This window comes from Frederiksenia canicola (assembly GCF_011455495.1).
Lineage (GTDB): Bacteria > Pseudomonadota > Gammaproteobacteria > Enterobacterales > Pasteurellaceae > Frederiksenia > Frederiksenia canicola.
The window spans coordinates 1,828,181-1,845,593 of record NZ_CP015029.1; the positions used below are offsets into that span (position 1 = coordinate 1,828,181).

Annotated in this window: 16 protein-coding genes; 4 read left to right on the forward strand and 12 right to left on the reverse strand. The window is 41.6% G+C overall.

Annotated elements, in window-relative coordinates; all coding sequences use genetic code 11:
• Positions 1–34 precede the first annotated feature (34 nt).
• A complete protein-coding gene (locus A4G17_RS08780; RefSeq protein WP_236941005.1) occupies positions 35–1,753 on the forward strand; it encodes a sensor histidine kinase in 1,719 nt (572 codons plus the stop codon).
• Positions 1,747–2,346: a response regulator gene (locus tag A4G17_RS08785; protein WP_123955962.1), complete on the forward strand. Its 600-nt coding sequence runs from the start codon at positions 1,747–1,749 to the stop codon at positions 2,344–2,346. Before A4G17_RS08780 ends, A4G17_RS08785 begins: the two co-directional genes overlap by 7 nt.
• A gap of 24 nt (positions 2,347–2,370) precedes the next feature.
• Here A4G17_RS08785 and A4G17_RS08790 read toward each other — a convergent pair whose 3' ends face one another.
• The 7 genes from A4G17_RS08790 to A4G17_RS08820 all read right to left on the reverse strand — a co-directional run bounded on the left by A4G17_RS08790 (position 2,371) and on the right by A4G17_RS08820 (position 9,802).
• Positions 2,371–3,417 carry a peptide ABC transporter ATP-binding protein gene (locus A4G17_RS08790; protein WP_123955961.1) on the reverse strand — a complete coding sequence of 349 codons (1,047 nt, stop codon included), beginning with the start codon at positions 3,415–3,417 and terminating at the stop codon, positions 2,371–2,373.
• Positions 3,418–3,458: 41 nt separating this feature from the next.
• Positions 3,459–4,355: an ABC transporter permease subunit gene (locus tag A4G17_RS08795; protein WP_123955960.1), complete on the reverse strand. Its 897-nt coding sequence runs from the start codon at positions 4,353–4,355 to the stop codon at positions 3,459–3,461.
• Positions 4,345–5,304, reverse strand: coding sequence for an ABC transporter permease (locus A4G17_RS08800; protein ID WP_123955959.1), 960 nt, complete (start codon positions 5,302–5,304; stop codon positions 4,345–4,347). Before A4G17_RS08800 ends, A4G17_RS08795 begins: the two co-directional genes overlap by 11 nt.
• On the reverse strand, positions 5,304–7,007 hold the full coding sequence (locus A4G17_RS08805; RefSeq protein ID WP_418886389.1) for an ABC transporter substrate-binding protein: 1,704 nt from the start codon (positions 7,005–7,007) through the stop codon (positions 5,304–5,306). The genes A4G17_RS08800 and A4G17_RS08805 overlap by 1 nt, the downstream gene beginning before the upstream one ends.
• Complete coding sequence (locus tag A4G17_RS10315) at positions 7,004–7,972, reverse strand: sigma 54-interacting transcriptional regulator (RefSeq protein WP_418886408.1); 969 nt, start codon at positions 7,970–7,972, stop codon at positions 7,004–7,006. The genes A4G17_RS08805 and A4G17_RS10315 overlap by 4 nt, the downstream gene beginning before the upstream one ends.
• Before the next feature lie 814 nt (positions 7,973–8,786).
• Entirely contained in the window at positions 8,787–9,500 is a 714-nt protein-coding gene (pyrH, locus tag A4G17_RS08815) for a UMP kinase (protein ID WP_123955957.1), read from the reverse strand.
• 116 nt (positions 9,501–9,616) lie between these two features.
• The gene (locus tag A4G17_RS08820; RefSeq protein WP_165894273.1) at positions 9,617–9,802 is read right to left on the reverse strand and encodes a hypothetical protein; all 186 of its coding nucleotides are present in this window, start codon (positions 9,800–9,802) and stop codon (positions 9,617–9,619) included.
• Between the two features lie 249 nt (positions 9,803–10,051).
• Between A4G17_RS08820 and A4G17_RS08825 the strand changes: the two genes are divergently transcribed.
• The gene (locus A4G17_RS08825) at positions 10,052–11,584 is read left to right on the forward strand and encodes a phosphoethanolamine transferase (RefSeq protein ID WP_207948549.1); all 1,533 of its coding nucleotides are present in this window, start codon (positions 10,052–10,054) and stop codon (positions 11,582–11,584) included.
• A 136-nt stretch (positions 11,585–11,720) separates the two neighbouring features.
• On the opposite strand, the gene tsf is transcribed toward A4G17_RS08825, so the two are convergent.
• The 3 genes from tsf to gdhA all read right to left on the reverse strand — a co-directional run bounded on the left by tsf (position 11,721) and on the right by gdhA (position 15,038).
• The gene (gene tsf / locus A4G17_RS08830) at positions 11,721–12,572 is read right to left on the reverse strand and encodes a translation elongation factor Ts (protein WP_123955955.1); all 852 of its coding nucleotides are present in this window, start codon (positions 12,570–12,572) and stop codon (positions 11,721–11,723) included.
• A 107-nt stretch (positions 12,573–12,679) separates the two neighbouring features.
• The gene (rpsB, locus tag A4G17_RS08835) at positions 12,680–13,396 is read right to left on the reverse strand and encodes a 30S ribosomal protein S2 (RefSeq protein ID WP_123955954.1); all 717 of its coding nucleotides are present in this window, start codon (positions 13,394–13,396) and stop codon (positions 12,680–12,682) included.
• A 304-nt stretch (positions 13,397–13,700) separates the two neighbouring features.
• Positions 13,701–15,038 carry an NADP-specific glutamate dehydrogenase gene (gdhA, locus tag A4G17_RS08840; RefSeq protein ID WP_123955953.1) on the reverse strand — a complete coding sequence of 446 codons (1,338 nt, stop codon included), beginning with the start codon at positions 15,036–15,038 and terminating at the stop codon, positions 13,701–13,703.
• Positions 15,039–15,303: 265 nt separating this feature from the next.
• Between gdhA and ubiG the strand changes: the two genes are divergently transcribed.
• The gene (gene ubiG, locus A4G17_RS08845) at positions 15,304–16,017 is read left to right on the forward strand and encodes a bifunctional 2-polyprenyl-6-hydroxyphenol methylase/3-demethylubiquinol 3-O-methyltransferase UbiG (protein ID WP_123955952.1); all 714 of its coding nucleotides are present in this window, start codon (positions 15,304–15,306) and stop codon (positions 16,015–16,017) included.
• Positions 16,018–16,069: 52 nt separating this feature from the next.
• Here ubiG and A4G17_RS08850 read toward each other — a convergent pair whose 3' ends face one another.
• A complete protein-coding gene (locus A4G17_RS08850; RefSeq protein ID WP_123956687.1) occupies positions 16,070–16,300 on the reverse strand; it encodes a YceK/YidQ family lipoprotein in 231 nt (76 codons plus the stop codon).
• 66 nt (positions 16,301–16,366) lie between these two features.
• The gene (locus A4G17_RS08855) at positions 16,367–17,326 is read right to left on the reverse strand and encodes an ABC transporter substrate-binding protein (protein ID WP_123955951.1); all 960 of its coding nucleotides are present in this window, start codon (positions 17,324–17,326) and stop codon (positions 16,367–16,369) included.
• Positions 17,327–17,413: the final 87 nt, after the last annotated feature.

The following is a 17,413-nucleotide window of genomic DNA, read 5'->3' on the forward strand; positions in this document are numbered from 1 at the left end:
GTAAATTGATTTCTATCAAAAAAAGGAAATAAATGTGAAACTGTGTCGCCAGTTAGCTAACCTATTGATATTGTTATTCAGTGTGATTCCGACACTGCTATTCGCTCAGCAGTGGCAAATCGGTGTGCTTGCTCAACGTGGTATCGCACAAACTCACGCAACTTGGCAGCCTTGGATTGACTGGCTAAATCAACAGTTCGCCCCACATCACCAATTTTCGTTAATCACGCTCAACTTAAATGATTTAGCCGAAGAGCGAGCTAATCCGATCGACTTCATCTTATCGAACCAAGCTCAATTTTTTTATTTAAATAGTAATGAAGTACGTTGGCTTGTTACTTTAAAATCGCCCCGTCAAATAACTCGAGACAGCACTGAGCGAATTGGCAGTGCCATTTTTGTTCGGCAAGACAGCCCGTTTTATACGCTCCGAGATCTCAAACATCAGCGAATCAGTGCTGTGGGTCAGCATGCTTTTGGTGGATTTCTACTCGGCTATAACGAGCTCTATCAGCAAGGCTTAATTGAGCATCAAGATTTTAACTTAGTGTTTACTGGCTTTCCTGTCGATAACACGTTGCTCTTATTACAAGAAAAGAAAGTCGATGCAGCGATTGTTCCCGTCTGTATCTTCGAAGAACTGGTTCAAGAAGGGGCAATTAAAGCCGAAAATTTCCGTTTGCTAGGCGGTAAGGAAAACGATCTTGGTTGTCTCGCCAGCACAGAACTTCTCCCCAATTGGTCATTAGCCGCAATGCCACAAGTCCCCACTGAATTAGCATCAAAAATAGTCACAAAGTTATTAAGTGAAATTCCTGATCATTTACCGCAATGGACGCCTCCGCACTCAACTAGCCAAGCCGATGAACTCTTACGCCAACTTTATAAGCACCCAAAACAACGCGTATGGGACAACGTAAAATACTGGTTAGAACAGCATAAAATTGCCATTCTGAGTATTATTCTCTTATTATTTCTCAACTATTTATGGATTAGTTTGCAAATTCATCGCAAAAGCCAAGCCTTGAAGCGAGCTTATCAAGAGATGCAACAGTATGAACAGCAGTTGATCCAAGCGGATCGACTCGCTATTTTAGGTGAAATGAGTGCAGGGATTGCTCACGAAATCAACCAACCGCTGGCAGCGATTAGAATGTATTTAGAAGGCATGCAACAGCAATTAGTAAATCAATCGACGTCAGCGAAAACCCTTGAAATAGTAGATAAAACCTTAGTACAAGTTGATCGCAGTGCCGATATTATTCGAAATTTGCTTAATTGGACGAAAGGCAAAAGTGAAGAAAATACCGAATCTGTTGAACTGAAATCCTTATTACACAGGGTGATTCAATTTATTTCACATAAACCGAAAAACCAATGTCGGATTCACCTCACTTGTACTGATAACATCTTTGTTGCCATAAAACCGACATTACTGGAGCAAATTCTGTGTAATTGCATCTTAAATGCCATCCAAGCAGGGGCGACAGAAATTCAAATTATCGCCATGCCACAAGGTAGCCGAGTACACATTCAGCTGATCGATAATGGCACAGGATTTAGCCCCGAAGAATTGCAATTTCCTTTTGTACCTTTTCGTACCCGTAAGCCAAATGGGCTCGGTTTAGGATTAGTTCTCTGCCAGCGGCTGATTCAACGTGTAGGGGGAGATATTCGTTTAAATAATCGTTCCGATCAATCTGGGGCAGAAATTTCATTAACGTTACCTATTACCAAGGAGGAAATATGCTAATTCATCTTGTCGATGACGATATGACAATCTTAGATTCTGCGTCTTTTCTCTTGGAACAGACGGGACACAAAGTCAAAACATGGTCAAGCAGCCAACAATTTGTGGAACAAGTGGCACTCTATGAGCAAGGCATTGTTCTACTGGATATGAAAATGCCACAACTAGATGGAAAACAAGTGCATCAATATCTCCGCCAACAACATAGCACCCTTGCAGTGATTATTATGACAGCCCACGCGGATGTGCCCATGGCGGTGCAAGAACTAAAACAAGGTGCCGTTGATTTTCTGCAAAAACCAGTCAAATTTTCACAGCTTCAAGCCGCCTTAAATGCCGCCAGTGAGATCACCCAAACAAACTATGAGCGTTACCAAATTGAGCAGTGTTATATCCAATTAAGTGCCAAAGAGTTGGATATTCTGACGCTATTACTCAAAGGCTATATTAATCGCCAAATTGCGGAGCAGCTAAATATATCAGTACGAACGGTGGAAGTGCACCGAGCGAATTTAATGCAGAAAATGCAGGCACAGACCATCACTGAATTAATCTACAAAACCACTCTGCTTCACTCCAATCGGACAAGAGCATAAAGATTTGCAAAACTTTCGGCGAATCTAACCGCTTGTTTCGTTCATTTCAGCCACCACCACGGGGGTAAACTCTTCTTTTTTCAGCAAATTTTGTTCACGGAAGTTAATTGGGAAATGGCAGGCAAACTCGTGTTGACGGAACTTGCGTAACGGTGGCTTGACCACACATTTTTTCTGTGCAAAAGGGCAACGAGGACCAAGCCGACAACCAATCGGCATCTGCTGCAACATCGGCACAGAACCTTTTAGCGTATTTAATTTACTTTTAAACGGCAACGGTTGAGAGAAGTCTGGTACGCTATGCAACAGCACCGAAGTGTAAGGGTGATATGGTGTTTCCATAATGGTTTCTTTACTGGCGATTTCAACGGTTTGCCCGCAGTACAACACATTATAAGAATCCACCCATTTCTGAATACTCAACATATCGTTGCTGACTAAAATAATCGACGTACCAAGGTTTTTATTCATACTCGATAATAGACGATACACTTGCAACTGTGTTGTCGCTTCCATCGTATTGGTCGGTTCATCAGCAACAAGTAAACGGGGCTGATTCGCCACTGCCATCGCGATCATGACTTTTTGAGCTTCACCTTCGGTCATATCACTTGGGTAGCTTCGCATGATGTCTTTATGATCTTTAATCCCCACTCGGTGTAATAACTCAATCGCTCGGCGTTTCTTCCAACCAAACCATTGCCAAAACTTGCCTTTAAAACGAATGGTTTGAATCAACTGCTTGCCAATAGGTAAACTTGGATCGAGACAAGAAAGTGGATCTTGAAAAATCATCGAAATTTGATCTCCCACTTTTTTACGACGTTGATAAGGCGAAAGCTTGAGCAACTCCACCTCATTAAAACGAAAACGATCCGCTGTAACAATCCACTCTTCCTTTTCCAGCCCGCAGATCACTTTCGCAATCAGACTCTTGCCCGATCCCGACTCACCCACTAAACCGCAAATTTCGCCTTCATCAAGTGTTAAATTGATGTCATCGACCATTTTAATTCGCCCTGTAGGCGTATCAATTTCAATACTTAAATGGCGAATATCTAGAAGTGCCATTGTGTTTTCCTATTTTTATAGGCGAGGCTTGGCCCACCCTACTAATACCGATATTTCTCTAGTACTCTCACCACACCATTACCAAGCATAATGATGATGAGGATCACAAACACGATCGCCATTCCAGGCAAAATGACTGTCCAGGGTGCAATGTAAATCAACTCCATAGAATCTCGAATCATCGCCCCCCATTCTGGCGTTGGGCTAGATGCTCCCAGTGCAATAAAACTCAACGCACTAATATCCAATACGGCAATCACAAAAATATGCGATAACTCTTTCACCGCAATCACCGTTAGATTCGGCAAAATAACTTGTTTAATCAAATTACTTCGTGTTGCTCCTTCTAATCGTAGCGTAATAACATATTCCCTTTTCAACTCTCGCTGCGTGGTTTGATAAATTTTGTGAATAAAATGGGGTAACATAGCAAGAAAAATGGCTAACATCGCATTGGTGAGACTGGCTTCCATGAGCGTAGCAATAATAATTGCAATCAACAAAATAGGCGTAAACAAAAAGGTATCAAACAAATGGCTAAGAATAAAAAATGAGCTATTTTTCTTCGTTGCCGCCAAAACGCCAATAATACCGCCAATAATCGCAATCGCTAAGGTAATCAGCAATGCCGAGCCGACGGTATAGTAAAAGCCATATAGAATTCGGCTAAAAATATCCCGACCTAAATCGTCTGTGCCAAAAAAATGGCTAATTTGTCCATTATCACTCCATGAGGGTGGCATCAACTCTGCACCAATAAATTGATGATCGGCAGAATAGGGGGCGATCAAATACCCCGCCATAGTCAAAAACAAGAGAGCTAAAAATAAATAAACACTGATTAAGGCAACGGTATCTTGCCGTAGAGTGAGCCAAAATTGTTTGAGATAGGCCGACTCACGAAATTGTTCAGGATCTCGATTAATGCTACTTAACATACCAGTCCTTTTTCTGTGAGGGGTCGAGTAATGTTGTAATTAAACTTGCCAATAAATCGACAAATAACACAAATAACCCGATAGCCACCACGCCTACTGAAATGGCGTGATAATCTTGAACAGCAAGTGCGTTAATCATCCAACGCCCTACACCACTCCAACTAACCACATTTTCAATCAACATTCCAAAAGCAAAAATCAAGGTGATATTACGGGCGATCATGGGAACTAAAGGCGGTAATGTGTTACGCACAATGTGTATCCACCAAATTTTAAGCGGCGACCATCCCCGTATTTTGGCGACTTTGACATAATTTTGCCTCATCACATACAAGGTGCGTTGCTCGGTAATTCGCATCACTTCCAACGTCGCAGGTATTGCTAAAATGAGTGCAGGTAATGCCAAATGCTGTAACGCACTTTGTAACATTTTTAGTTTATAAGGCGACTCTGAAAGCCAAATATCAATAAAAGTCACTCCTGTTTGAGATTGCACCGCATAAATTGGGTGAATTGTCCCTACAGCAGAAATTTGCCAATGATTTAACGCTGCATAGGCAATGACTAAAATAGCTAGCCAAAACACAGGCACAGCCAGGCTGAGCGAGCCAAGCGTTGACAGTGTTTTTCCCAACAAATTATGTTGTTGAGTCGCCGAAAAGAAACCAAATGGAATACCTAAAATCAACGAAATCAGCGATGCCGATAGACACAGTGAAATCGTGGCAGGAAACACATTCAGAATTTGCTTGGCTAATGGCTCCCCCGTACTGTGGCTGATTCCCCAGTCACCTTGTAGCAAGGCTTGAACATAAATCAAATAGGCTTGGAAGTCATTGTCCGTCAAATTATTTAATGGATCTCGCTGTAAAATGTGATAGCTAATTACCGACAAGATGATCAACGTAATAACGGTCAAAAACAGTTTTCGTAGAAAGGCTAACAACATTATTTACCTCCCTGACGAACTGTTTTACGTTCAATTGCGGATAATTTGACTTGTCCAAAATGGCTAATTGGTACTGGACGCAATTTATCACTTACCAATAAAAGACGATTTGCATTGACAAGCGGTAAGATCGGTAACTCTTTTTGCAACAGTAATTCGGCTTGGCGATATAATTCACGCTGTTCATTCCAATCTTGGCTCAGTTGTGCCTGATTTAGCAACGCATCAAATTCTGGATTGCACCAATTAGATAAATTAGTTACTGACTGCTGTACCTTACAGCTTAAAATCGGATAAAGAAAACTGTCTAAATCAAAATTATTGGCCAACCAACCACTTAAAATCAGGTCATAATCCGCTTCATTTTTTTCCAACTGTTGTACTAAATAAGCACGGCTCACTTGACGAACATTGAGCTGAATGCCGAGTCGAGCGAGATCGGCTCGGATCAATTCTGCCATTTTAAGCGGATGGGGGTTATACACGCGTTTTTCATCCACCACCCAAAGCTGCAAGCGGTCAGTTCCGTCCAATAATTTACCAATTGGACGTGGCAAATAAGGATAACCATTACGAGCAGAATTACTCAATAAAGCACTTGGCAGCACATTATCAGCCCGCTCTGCCCCGCCATAAAATAACGTTCTGACTAAACGCCCTCGATTAATGCCCCGAGCAATATGTTCTCGTAATGCAATATTTTTCATTTTCGGGCTTTGCACGTTAAACGCAAGAAAAGCTAAGTTTGCCCCAACATTACGGCTCACTACACTATGTTTTTTTGCCATTGAAAGCTGACTCGGCTCTGGAAATGCGGCAACGTCACACTCGCCATTCAAAAATTTTGCCATTCGCCCAGTCCCTGAAGTCGAAAAATCAACAATCATATTTTTCACTTTAGCTCTCTTTCCCCAGTAAGTTGGATTCGGCTTTAAGCGAACATGATCGTTTTGCACATAGCTTTCTACCTGGTAGCTCCCTGTTCCTACGGGCAAGCGATCAAGCTGAAGTAAATTCTCATCTGCATTTAACTGTAATGCGTACTCCTTAGATAAAATCACTGCATATTGGCTCGCCAAATGGTCGACCAAAGCAGGATAAGGTTCAGAAAGCTGAATTTTCACCGTATAAGGATTCGTCGCTACTACTCGATCAATTCGATTTTTTAAACGAGTGCTATCAAAATAGGGAAAATGTGTTGCCTCTGCAATTTGTTGGTTGATTTGATAACGAGCTAAACTCTCTTGCTCCGCCGTATTCCGCTCGCTCAATTCCATATTTTTCCCCATCATTCGATTCAAGGAAAAAACAACATCTTCTGCATTTAATTGCCGAGTAGGGGTAAACCACGCTGTACGATGAAAATTCACATTTCGACGCAAATGAAAAGTCATTGTCAATCCATCTTCACTCAATTCAAACCGCTCCGCCAACGCTGGCAAAATACGGTTGGTATTCGGATCGAACTCGACTAATTTATCGAAAATCTGCTCCGTCACTACATTCATATTACTGCCTGCATCCGCCCGCTGCGGATTAAATGAAAAGCCTTCCGCTTGAGTACAATAAATCACGCTGGTTTCTAATAAGGGTAAAGGGATTTTAGGAGCGGCATGGGCAAAGAAAGGAAACATTGCCAAAACGCCTAATAGTTTCACCTTCGCCCACTTGCGGACAAGTATGGTGTCAATGTTTTCCATCATTTATTAATCCCATGCTGTCTTAATTTGTTTGCAATGGCGGTGTGGGATACACCTAGGCGTTGGGCAAGTTTACGAGTGCTAGGGTATTCGGCGTAGAAACGGCGAAGAAGTGACGCCTCAAAATTGTTCACTAATTCATCTAAGGTGGCCTGCTCTACATTTGCTGCGGTGGGTAAATCGACCACCATTTCATCTGGCAAGTCTAAATCTTCCACACGCAACTGACTCCCCGCTAACGAACAGCCACGATAGATCGCATTGTAAAGCTCACGCAAATTGCCCGCCCAGTGATAGCCTTGCAAGGTGCGGATAAATTGTTCGTCATAGCTTGGTTTACTGATACCCAACTGCAAGCTGATTTGACTGACAAAGTGTTCCACTAACAGTGGCAAATCGCCTTGTCGTTCACGAAGCGGCGGTAAATTTAAAATCAATACATTCAGGCGATGGTAGAGATCTTCCCGTACTTTACCTTCCGCCACCAACTGCGACAGCGGTTTTTGGCTAGTGCAAATCACTCGTACATCAACTTCAATTTCGCGATCTTCCCCGACACGGCGAAATACGCCATCGTTGAGAAAACGCAACAATTTCGCCTGCATTTCCAGAGAAAGTTCAGATACGTTATCCAACAACACCGTACCGCCATTAGCGTATTCAAAAAAGCCAACGGTTTCTCGCTCAGGGCTGTGGCTGCCGAACATTTCGCTTTCAGCATCGCTCTCTGGTAAACCAGCACAGTTGATTGCCACAAATTTTTCATCACGGCGGAAACTAAATTGATGGCAGGCTTGAGCGAACAAGTCTTTGCCCGTACCCGTTTCTCCTTGGATTAAAAGCGGGGCTTTTAACATAGCAAATTTCTTCGCTTGTTCGACCGCTTGTCTCATCTTCGCACTTTTTGCAATGATACCGTCAAAATCGCTGTTCTGGTGAGCCATAAATTGATGCAAATCAATCTGCATCGCTTGCTGAGATTGCAAGGCAACGACATAACCAAGTGGTAGATTTTGAGATGTCTCCCACAATTCAATAGGAAGCAGATCGATCCGCCACATTTGGCTATTAAATTGGATAGGATAAGAGATCGGCTGTAAAGTACTACGTTGTGCCACAGCCCCTTGTTCAAGAAAAGCGGCATACCATTTGGTTTTGTTGAGATTGACTAAAATATCGTTGAGTGGGATGCCGACAAGTGATTGCAAGCCTTCTTGCTTTCGTTTCGGCAAGGTATTTTTGTAGCTCGGCAATAAGGTGTTGATCGCCTGCTGGTTGGCAAATTCAATTCGCCCTTGCAAATCGAGCGAAAGCACAGGGTTCGGCAAGGCTTCTAGCACCGCTTGCAGTTCAAGATTTTTGCGTTCTTGCGGCAAATGATGAATGGTTTGCACCTTGGTGACGCCAGCGATTTTGCGGATTGCTTTTTGCAGCTGCATTTGTACCGCTTCATCGACCATTTCCGTACGTAAATAGACTATGCCTTTATCATCTGGCAATTTTTGCAATTCAATGCCTTCTAAATTGATCCCATGGGCAACCAAAAGACTCAAAATATCTTCCGCCACCCCAATGCGTTCCACACAATCTACCGCTACTCTCATTTCGTATCCTTTTGCAAAACCTTTGCGAAAACTGACCGCTTGTAAGGCAGTTATGATACTCCTAATGACCATTTTTGGAAACTTTTGTTTACGTTTTGCAAAAAAACAAGCGGTCAGATTTGCAAAACTTTTTGCAGATCTGACCGCTTGTCAGCCTAAAAGTATTCTTCTTTAGCACTTAGGAAATCGTTGTACCTTCTTCAGTACCCGTTACCACTTGGCGTAATGCACCTGCTTTCCCCATGTTGAACACACGAATTGGCATTCCATGATCGCGTGCTAAAGTGAATGCGGCTAAGTCCATCACTTGTAGCTCTTTGTCGATAACTTCTTCGTAGCTGAGTGTTTTATAGAGTTTGGCATCGGCATTTTTCGCTGGGTCTTTGTCGTAAACGCCATCCACTTTAGTCGCTTTTAATACGACGTCCGCTTCGATTTCGATACCACGCAAACATGCCGCAGAATCGGTAGTAAAGAATGGGCTACCCGTTCCTGCTGAGAAAATCACCACACGTTTTTCACGCAACATTTTGATCGCTTCCGACCAGTTGTAAGTGTCGCAAATGCCATTTAATTGGAAAGCTGACATCAATTTTGCATTGACATCGGCACGATGCAACGCATCACGCATTGCCAAGCCGTTCATGACAGTAGCAAGCATTCCCATGTGGTCGCCGACTACACGGTTCATCCCTGCTTTTGCTAATTTCGCTCCACGAAATAAGTTTCCGCCCCCAAGCACTACGCCAACTTCAACGCCCATTTCAAGCAACTCTTTGATTTCAATCGCCATTCTATCCAAAATAGATGGATCGATACCAAAACCTTCATCGCCTTGTAACGCTTCTCCGCTTAGTTTTAACAAAATACGTTTATAAATTGGATTGCTCATGTTGACCTCTTTTGTTGGGAAATTAGGGGAAAAATCGCAATATTATAAAACATCAGACACTCTGGCTAAATAGACGATTGCGAATTTTTACAATGTTTCTGATGCTGTTTTTGTCACTACTTCAGCATATCAGATAGATTACCGTATAAATGCTCTAATATCGATCCCACGGGAAAAATGCTATAAAGTGCGATTTCAAATAATAAACCAACATGCTCAACATCAAACATGATACAAAATAGATGATTTAAACCGTATAAACTTGCTCCTGCAAGGCTTAACATCATGACAAAGAGTGCCATCTCAGAAAATAAGTCTGCGATAAACTTCACTTGAATATCCCTGTATTATTAAAATAGTTATAAAAATCTACTTCATCTAAAGTAGAAAATGACCTCAAAAAAATGGTCTGATTACCACTATCAATCACTATTGGTTGGGACAATGGTCAGACCACAATTATTTTAGCACAGCGATCATCCGAATAAAAAGCATACATTTATGTTTTTTTTATGTAAAATTTTAACTTTAATCGGCTTTTCGTTTTATTCATGAAAATCTTTTTTTCTGCTTTTTTAGCCATCTGTTTGGCGTTATTTTCAAGCTATGCGATGTTGCGTGGTTCTGGTTTTTTCTCTCAACCTGACTGGCACGCTATTCTCATTTTTAGTATGTTTATTCTGCTGTTAAGCAGCTCAACCAAAAGCTTCTACTTTTTATTATTCCCCTTCTGCTTAATTTATGCCTTTTATACCCCGATAGGCATGACATTTGGTCCGCCATCATACCAATATGTTGCGTCCATTTTCGCGACAGATTTACAAGAAGGCAAAGAATTCTTATCTCAACTTCCTTTTGCTAATCTCATTTTTGCTTTGAGTATTATGGGTACGCTAATTGCCATACGCTGGCTTACCCAAACTTGCGGTTTACAGTTTTATCGAAACCGTTTTTTTCTTGCTGCCAGCTTTATTGTCATCTTTCTTGCAACGCCACCAGCGACATTTTTAGTTGAAGGAACTCAGGCGATTTTAAAAGTTAAAAATGAGTTAGAACGACTCAATGGCATGGCGATTGAAAGCGAATGGGGAGAATCAACACTATCCTCAGCATCCCGTTATGATGATTATGTATTAATTATTGGTGAAAGTGCTCGCAAAGATTATCACCACGCCTATGGTTATCCGATTGAAAATACGCCTTTTATGAGTCATTCCAAAGGTCTTTTGATCAACGGTCTCACCGCAGCGGGAACCAACACTATTGCATCACTCAAATTGATGCTCACCAAAGGAAATACGGAAAAATGGGAAGAAAACTACGGCTTGAGCCTAATTGATCTGATCAAATCTGCGGGGATCCGAACCTATTGGATATCCAATCAAGGCTATCTCGGTACTTTTGATACCCCCATTTCTTCAATTGCGAATAAAAGTGATGAAAAATTCTTCACAAAATCTGGGGATTCCTTTAATCAAAATGTGAGTGATTTCACGCTATTACCTAAATTTGAGAGTGTCATTCAACAAGCCACAAAAGGAAAGCGATTTATTGTCCTACATCTATATGGTTCACACCCATTGAGCTGTGACCGTTTAACCGATTATCCGAAAATATTTAACGATGAAGAGTTAAATCCGAAACACCATAATTTGAACTGCTATGTTTCATCAATCAAAAAAACTGACGAGTTGCTGCAAAATGTGTATCAGGCGTTATGGCAAAATCAACAAGTGACCGGTCGCCATTTTTCGATGATCTATTTTTCTGATCATGGATTGTCACACCAAATTACTGAAAAAAGCATTGATTTACTGAATACCAGTAAAAGCAAATTGCATTTTGATGTCCCATTATTCAAAGTTTCAAGCGATGATACTGAACGTCACACCTACCATACGATGAAATCGGGACTCAATTTTACCGACGGCATTGCACACTGGATAGGCATTCAAAACCCGAAACTTAATCCAGAAATCGACCTTTTTAGTCCCCAAGCGGACAAAAGTGATTATGGTCTTAAAGTGCTTATTGAAAAAATTGAGACGCCAGCCGATCCTGCAATCACCATTGAGAAAAAATAGCAACAAGCGGTCAGTTCCTGTAAAAATATTGCAAATATGATTTGCAAAAATATGAAGAATCTGACCACTTGTTCATCCCCCTAAAGACAAAAAACCTCGCATTATGCGAGGTTTTTCTATGTAATTCCGTGAAGAATTATGCGTTACCGCCAGTGATTTTTGCTACTTCTGCTGCAAAATCTTCTTCTACTTTCTCGATACCTTCACCTACTTCTAAGCGGATGAAGCCAGACACTGAAGCACCAACCGATTTCAAGTAGTTACCTACTGATTGTGATGGGTCCATGACGAATGGCTGACCAGTTAATGATACTTCGCCAGTAAATTTCGCCATGCGGCCTTCAACCATTTTCTCTGCGATTTCTTTTGGTTTACCTGAGTTCATTGCGATTTCGATTTGGATTTCACGCTCTTTCGCAACTACTTCAGCAGAAACATCTTCTGGGTTTACGAATTCTGGTTTAGATGCCGCAACATGCATTGCAACTTTCTTCAATTCTTCTTCAGAACCTTCACCAGCCACTAATACACCGATTTTCGCACCATGTAAGTATTGTGCAATCACTTGACCATCTAAGTATTGAACACGACGAATGTTCATGTTCTCACCGATTTTCGCTACTAATGCCGCACGTTTTTCTTCGAATTGTGCTTGTAACGCTTCAATGGTTGTACCTTTGTTTGCTACTGCATAGTCAGCAACTTCGTTTGCTAAACCAACGAAACCAGCATCTTTTGCTACGAAGTCAGTTTCACAGTTCATTTCAACTAATACGCCAAAACCTGCGCCGATACGAGCTAAGATAACACCTTCAGCCGCAACACGACCTGCTTTTTTAGCCGCTTTTGCTTGACCAGATTTACGCATATTGTCGATCGCTAATTCGATATCGCCATTTGCTTCAACTAACGCTTTTTTACATTCCATCATGCCCGCGCCAGTACGCTCACGAAGCTCTTTTACAAGTGCTGCTGTAATTTCAGCCATTTTTTATTCCTCTTAAATGTAATTATGAAAAAAGAAAGCAGGGGGAAATCGTTCGCCCCTGCTTCACAATTTATGAATGTGTGTTAAGGGCTTGAGCCTTAAAACGATTATTCAGCCGCTTCTTCAGCAACCACTTCAACTTCTTGACCACGACCTTCTTTAACTGCCGCTACTGCTGCATCTAAGTAAAGTTGGATCGCACGAGCTGCGTCGTCGTTACCAGGGATAACGTAGTTAACGCCATCTGGGCTTGCGTTAGTATCAACGATAGCAAATACAGGGATACCTAAGTTATTTGCTTCTTTGATTGCGATATGTTCATAGTCTGCACCGATAACAAAAATTGCATCTGGAAGACCAGCCATATCTTTAATACCGCCTAAGCTTAATTCTAATTTCTCAAGCTCACGAGTACGCATTAATGCTTCTTTCTTAGTGATTTTGTCGAAAGTACCGTCTTGAGTTTGAGCTTCTAAATCTTTTAAGCGTTTGATTGATTGACGAACTGTTTTCCAGTTAGTCAACATACCACCTAACCAACGGTGGTTTACATAGAATTGTTGGCTTTCTACTGCTGCTGCTTTAACGGCATCAGACGCTGCACGTTTGGTACCCACGAAAAGAATTTTACCGTTGTTGCTTGCAATGCGAGTTAATTCTGCTAATGCGTCGTTGAATAATGGTAAAGTTTTTTCTAAGTTGATGATGTGAACACCGTTACGTGCACCAAAGATGAATGGTTTCATTTTTGGGTTCCAGTAACGAGTTTGGTGACCGAAGTGAACGCCTGCGTTAAGCATATCGCGCATAGATACTTGTGCCATAAGAATTTTTCCTTTTTGTTGTTCTCACTTTTGTGAGAAGGGTTTAGCCTCCACATATCCTAATTCACCGACCATTTTTCAATAGCACCCCGATGATTAGTTGCTGATATGTGTGTGATTTTGGGTTAATAAAAAATAAACAGTTGTTCTCTGGCGTTTTTGAACGCACAAAAAACGGGCGGATTCTACAGAAAAACCACTTAAAAAGCGAGAATTTTTTTCTACAAGCGGTAAGTTCTGAGAAAAATATTGCAAATAAAAAGACTCTCAACCCATATTGAGAGCCTTCATCGCGAAAAAGAAATTAGAGCACACCTTGCTCTAACATGGCAGTTGCCACTTTTTTGAAGCCTGCAATGTTGGCACCGTTTACATAGTTCACATAACCACCTGCTTCTGTCCCGTTTTCCACACAATTTTGGTGGATATTTTCCATAATGCCGAATAAGCGTTGATCTACTTCTTCACGGCTCCAAGACAAGCGGATTGCGTTTTGACTCATTTCTAAACCCGAAGTTGCCACACCTCCAGCGTTAGACGCTTTACCTGGTGCATACAGGATTTTCGCCTCAGTGAATACTTCTACCGCCCCTAATGTTGAAGGCATATTCGCTCCTTCTGCCACGCAGAAACAGCCGTTTTTGAGTAACGTTTTCGCATCTTCCGTATCAAGTTCGTTTTGAGTTGCACAAGGGAGTGCCACTTCACACACCACGCCCCAAGGTTTTTGACCTTCAAAGTATTGAATACCTTGTTCTTTAGCATAAACAGATAAACGCTCACGACGTTCGTTTTTAAGTTCTAACAACGCAGCCAATTGTGCATCAGTCATACCATTCGGGAATAATACATAGCCGTTTGAGTCAGAAACTGTCAGCACTTTACCGCCTTTTTGGATCACTTTTTCAGCTGCATATTGTGCGACATTACCAGAACCTGAAATCACCACGCCTTTGCCCTCAATACGTTGACCTCGGGTATTGAGCATACTTTCCGCAAAGTAAACCGTACCGTAACCAGTCGCTTCTGGACGAATTAAACTACCACCCCACGTCAAACTTTTCCCTGTTAAAACGGAAGTAAATTCATTGGTGAGTTTTTTGTATTGACCAAACATATAGCCGATTTCACGACCACCTACGCCGATGTCGCCTGCTGGCACGTCTGTATCGGCACCGATATGGCGGAATAATTCGCTCATAAAGGCTTGACAGAAACGCATTACTTCCGCATCAGATTTACCTTTCGGGTCAAAGTCTGAACCGCCTTTACCGCCACCCATCGGCAAGGTAGTTAAGGCATTTTTGAAGACTTGTTCGAAGGCTAAGAATTTTAATACGCCCAAATCAACGGTTGGGTGGAAACGGATACCCCCTTTATATGGGCCGATCGCTGAGTTCATTTGCACACGGTAACCACGGTTTACTTGCACTTGGCCTTTGTCATCTACCCAAGTAACACGGAAGCTGATCACACGCTCAGGCTCAACAATACGCTCTAATAAGCCGTGTTGAGTGTATTTTGGATTTTTTGCTAAGAACGGCGCAAGGCTGCCGAAAACCTCTTCAACTGCTTGGTGGAATGGGGCTTGGTTTGGATCACGCTGTTTGATTTTTTGGAAAAGGGCGTTTAAGTCGCTCATAGTTTCACCTCTGTAAATTTGTAAAAATGTTGTGATTTTTGGAATGGCTAAAGTCTATCAGTGAAATTTTTATCTGCAAAGTAAAATTATAAAAATTTATAGATTAAATTAAAAAAACTAATATCAAGTGCTATTTTTTTGAACAATTCCATAAAGAATACCGACTAGTTTTGTAAAAAATTGGGCGAAACTGACCGCTTGTAAGTCGATTTAGCGTAAAATACGGCGTATAACACATTAAAAAAACTTATCAAAGGACGCATTTATGCACAATGTTGATCAACAGGAACTCTCTAAATTTGAAAAAATGGCAAAAACGTGGTGGGATCCCAATGGCAGTTTTAAGCCAATTCATCGTTTAAATCCATTACGACTTGCCTACATTGCAGAAAAATCAGGGGGATTATTTGGCAAAAAAGTGCTGGATGTGGGCTGTGGTGGCGGCATTTTAAGTGAAAGTATGGCAAAACAAGGGGCGATGGTAACGGGTATTGATATGACGACCGAACCGCTTGAAATCGCCAAACAACATGCTGAACAAAACGGCTTAACCATTGATTATCAACAAACTACGATTGAAAACTTTTTGCAAAATCAGACCGCTTGCAACGCCGAAAAATTCGATGTGATTACTTGTATGGAAATGTTGGAACATGTGCCTGATCCACTGTCGATTGTGCAAAGTTGCCAACAGCTACTCAAACCAAACGGTGTGCTGTTTTTTTCGACCATTAACCGCACCTTAAAAGCCTATGCGTTAGTCATTGTTGGTGCGGAATATGTGCTGAAATTATTACCAAAAGGCACACACGAATTTGAGAAATTTATCAAGCCTGCGGAGTTGTTGGGCTGGGGTGATCAAGCGGCTTTACACTGTGTAGAAATGGTCGGCTACCATTTTAATCCGCTCACGGAAAAATTTTGGCTTAACCAAGATGTAAGTTGCAATTACATTGCGATGTTTAAACATCACCAGTAAACCTCATTTGCAAAAAACTCTCAGGATCTGACCGCTTGTAAGGCAAATCCACTTACTGCGTTAGGGTAATAGGAAGCAAGAGTGTATCCAACACGAAACTCAACGGTAAATCAATCACCGCCAATATGCTTAGTAATCCCCCATCACGAATGACATCAAAGTCTCGCCCCACGCCTGCATAAATAGAATAATCACCGTTGCTCAAACTCGTGATGGTTCCACACCCCGTTAGATGAAAAAGGCAAAGAGTGAGAAAAAATAACTTACAAGCGGTCAGTTTCATCAAATGATTTACCATAAAAAATAAAGCGAGATTATACGCTATCTCGCTTTATTTATCGCTAAAATCTTAGAAAACGTCCTTGGCTTGATTCACTACCGATTCAGGTAATGAAATTCCCAACTCTTGAGCCGTTTTCTGATTAACCGAAAGCTCCATTTTACTCACTGAATGAGTAGCAATAGTGCCAGCTTTCTCGCCACGCAATATACGAGCGGCAATTTTGCCCGTTTCAACACCAATATCATATTGATTCACTGCATAGGCCGCTAATGCCCCACGTTTAACCGTATCTTTATCTGCTGCAATCACTGGAATTTTGCTTTCTAGTGCGGCTTTATGTAACGCTTCATACGCTGACACAACGGCATTATCTTCAGAAATATAAATTGCTTGAACTTTACCATTCAAACTACGTGCGGCTGTCCCAATATCTGCACTGCGTTGTACTGCCACAGGCACAACCTGTACATTCACTTTACTTGCTGCGGCTTTTAATTCGTCTAGCACAATGGTTGAATTGACTTCACCAGCACTATAAACATAACCAACCGCTTTCAAGTTTGGCACAAGTGTTTGAATAAGTGCCAATTGCGGCTCAATCGGTTTATGATCAGAAATACCCGTCACATTTGTACCTGTTGGCTCCCACGATTTCACTAATTTTGCGGCAACAGGATCTGTGACCCCAGAAAAAACAATTGGCACGCTCCGTGTTGCGGCGACAACGGGCTGAGCACTCGGGGTAGTAATTGGAATAATAATATCTGCTTTATCGCCCACAAATTTACGAGCAATTTGTGCTGCTGTGGCGTTACTGCCTTGTGCGGATTGGAAGTTAATATTGATATTTTTACCTTCCACAAACCCTTCCCGAGCCAATTCTTCCACCACACCTTGGCGGATCGTATCTAACGCTGGATGCTCAACAATAGCAGTAATTGCGACATTGTGCATTTTATCTTGAGCAAATGTAGAAAGAGAGAGTGCGGAAAGTACCGTAATCAGTAATGCGTTGCGACGTTTCATATAAATGTCCTTATATTAGATTGTATTTTTGAACTATTAAAATAGTGCATATAAAATAATTGAATTTTAAAACCAATGCAACTGCTT

Bases quoted from the DNA above. Each gene is read 5' to 3' on its own strand.
- ubiG (WP_123955952.1), top strand. From the start codon at position 15,304: ATGCACAATGTTGATCAACAGGAACTCTCTAAATTTGAAAAAATGGCA.
- pyrH (WP_123955957.1), bottom strand. From the start codon at position 9,500: ATGAGCAATCCAATTTATAAACGTATTTTGTTAAAACTAAGCGGAGAA.
- A4G17_RS08785 (WP_123955962.1), top strand. From the start codon at position 1,747: ATGCTAATTCATCTTGTCGATGACGATATGACAATCTTAGATTCTGCG.
- A4G17_RS08825 (WP_207948549.1), top strand. From the start codon at position 10,052: ATGAAAATCTTTTTTTCTGCTTTTTTAGCCATCTGTTTGGCGTTATTT.
- gdhA (WP_123955953.1), bottom strand. From the start codon at position 15,038: ATGAGCGACTTAAACGCCCTTTTCCAAAAAATCAAACAGCGTGATCCA.
- A4G17_RS08855 (WP_123955951.1), bottom strand. From the start codon at position 17,326: ATGAAACGTCGCAACGCATTACTGATTACGGTACTTTCCGCACTCTCT.
- A4G17_RS08805 (WP_418886389.1), bottom strand. From the start codon at position 7,007: ATGATGGAAAACATTGACACCATACTTGTCCGCAAGTGGGCGAAGGTG.
- A4G17_RS10315 (WP_418886408.1), bottom strand. From the start codon at position 7,972: ATGCAGATTGATTTGCATCAATTTATGGCTCACCAGAACAGCGATTTT.
- rpsB (WP_123955954.1), bottom strand. From the start codon at position 13,396: ATGGCACAAGTATCTATGCGCGATATGCTTAACGCAGGCGTTCACTTC.
- A4G17_RS08850 (WP_123956687.1), bottom strand. From the start codon at position 16,300: ATGAAACTGACCGCTTGTAAGTTATTTTTTCTCACTCTTTGCCTTTTT.
- tsf (WP_123955955.1), bottom strand. From the start codon at position 12,572: ATGGCTGAAATTACAGCAGCACTTGTAAAAGAGCTTCGTGAGCGTACT.
- A4G17_RS08800 (WP_123955959.1), bottom strand. From the start codon at position 5,304: ATGTTGTTAGCCTTTCTACGAAAACTGTTTTTGACCGTTATTACGTTG.
- A4G17_RS08790 (WP_123955961.1), bottom strand. From the start codon at position 3,417: ATGGCACTTCTAGATATTCGCCATTTAAGTATTGAAATTGATACGCCT.
- A4G17_RS08795 (WP_123955960.1), bottom strand. From the start codon at position 4,355: ATGTTAAGTAGCATTAATCGAGATCCTGAACAATTTCGTGAGTCGGCC.
- A4G17_RS08820 (WP_165894273.1), bottom strand. From the start codon at position 9,802: ATGGCACTCTTTGTCATGATGTTAAGCCTTGCAGGAGCAAGTTTATAC.